This window comes from Mesorhizobium sp. M7A.F.Ca.US.014.04.1.1 (assembly GCF_003998745.1).
Classification (GTDB): domain Bacteria; phylum Pseudomonadota; class Alphaproteobacteria; order Rhizobiales; family Rhizobiaceae; genus Mesorhizobium; species Mesorhizobium ciceri.
This window is the reverse complement of record NZ_RZRW01000908.1, coordinates 1-1,601: the sequence shown is the minus strand read 5'-3', so window position 1 is coordinate 1,601 and position 1,601 is coordinate 1. Positions and strand designations below refer to the sequence as shown.

Here is a 1,601-nt window from a genome sequence, read left to right as displayed (position 1 = left end):
GAGCGGAAGTTGAAGACCGGCCCGCCTTTTGGCCCGGAGGGCGGAAAGGCAAAGGTCATGCGCGTGAGTTCGATCGTGTCGCCGGCGGCGCACATGATCGGGGCGGGGTCACTGATGCGGATGTCATCCGCCTGCAGCAGATCCAGTTCAGTTTGATGGGTGGGAATGTCGAGCGCCAGCGATTGCATCATCCGGCAATATTCTGCCCAGGCGATATGCTGCTCGTAATCATTGCACATAGCTGCCCCACGCGTTCCGTCGGTTGCGAGGTTATGCCAAATAGCGCGGCTTAGCGGCCGCGCCAGCGTCCATCGCCTGTACTCATCGAATTGCCGATTCCGGGCCCGGCATCGATCCTGTGATTGAAGGGCGACGATGGAATTCATCCACGGCTAAGCGCTGCCGTCTGTGTCGCTCTCCTCGTCGACCGCACATACCGGCAGATACGCGTTCGTCTCCAGCCACTCGCGCAACACAATCTGTATGACGTCCGATCGGCCTATTTTCATACCCGCCGCTGTACTGTTGAGCGCGTCCTCGGTCGCTGGCTCTAAGGACACGCCGGCAACGTTCCTGAGCATCAAAGCCGCGCGACGAAGGATGATCTGCAGATCCGGTCGCGACATGTTGGCAATGCGATCCGCGGCGCTTTCAAGCTCTTCAGCAAAGGACAGGCGCGTCATCGTCGGTTGTGGCGCCGTTCTCTGCGCCCCTTTTTCTTTTCCAGCTCCGCTGTAATGTAGGCGGAGGCGTGCTCCCTAGCTCGCCTCGTGTTTTCGCGCCAGCGTTCCAACATCTCTAGCGGGTAGTACAACTCGGGGATAGTCGTCGCGGCTGCCGCGGCCGTCGATAGCGGTTTCCACTGCTCCGCACTCGCTGAAGGCCTTTCAGCCACTCGTACTTTTGCCAGAGCCAGCACGAACCCAATAGACAAACGTCGCATTTCATTAGGATTGCGGAATCGCAGCGAATCCGCAAGCCCCGCTGGTCACTCGCCCGCCGAGACGGTTGTCAAAGCGGCCCTCTCAAAGGACCGGTTATTCGAGGCATCAATCGGTCAACACCCGGCCATCTCAGCTTGCCAAGGGCCAACCGGTTGGTGGTCACAGCATATGAAGCAATTCAGTCCGACACGATCGACTCGCAAATTTACCCAGATCGAATTGCGTTGATGTCAAAACCGAGAATCTTAAGTATAGTGGCGAGAGGCTGGGGGGGCCTCTGTGTGGTGGACGGACGCAATCTAGAGCGGATTACAATCGAAATTCCACAGAGCTTTCGAAGTTTTGTGGAAGGCGCTTTGCTGCGCGTTCAAGCCCAGTATCCGTCGCTTGGCTTTTCAGTATCAAGTGAGGGCATAGAGATAGCTTCTCTTCCGCCGGACCATCTGGATAAGGTGCGCAAGAGCATTCTGCATACCGTTTATCGAGAAAAGATCTACGTCGAGACCCTGCCGCTTCGCCAGGCGCTGATCAATGCGGTCACTGCGAAATGAACGTTTGGCCACTTAAGTTTCGAGAGCGTCCAAACGGCGAACTTCTTTTCACCGATGATGCCGGTGGATTCTTCGCAGCAGATCGTGACTTTCTAGAGAGGTACAC

Annotated in this window: 2 protein-coding genes and 1 pseudogene; 1 reads left to right on the top strand and 2 read right to left on the bottom strand. The window is 57.0% G+C overall.

The genetic code is table 11. The features are described 5' to 3' along the window. Positions 1-239: pseudogene (locus EOA22_RS32985) on the bottom strand (SOS response-associated peptidase); the annotation flags it as partial. 153 nt (positions 240-392) lie between these two features. Further along, a complete protein-coding gene (locus EOA22_RS32980) occupies positions 393-683 on the bottom strand; it encodes a hypothetical protein (RefSeq protein WP_063170754.1) in 291 nt (96 codons plus the stop codon). A gap of 542 nt (positions 684-1,225) precedes the next feature. Between EOA22_RS32980 and EOA22_RS32975 the strand changes: the two genes are divergently transcribed. Continuing rightward, complete coding sequence (locus EOA22_RS32975; RefSeq protein WP_127224628.1) at positions 1,226-1,495, top strand: hypothetical protein; 270 nt, start codon at positions 1,226-1,228, stop codon at positions 1,493-1,495. The last annotated feature ends 106 nt before the right edge of the window (positions 1,496-1,601 follow it).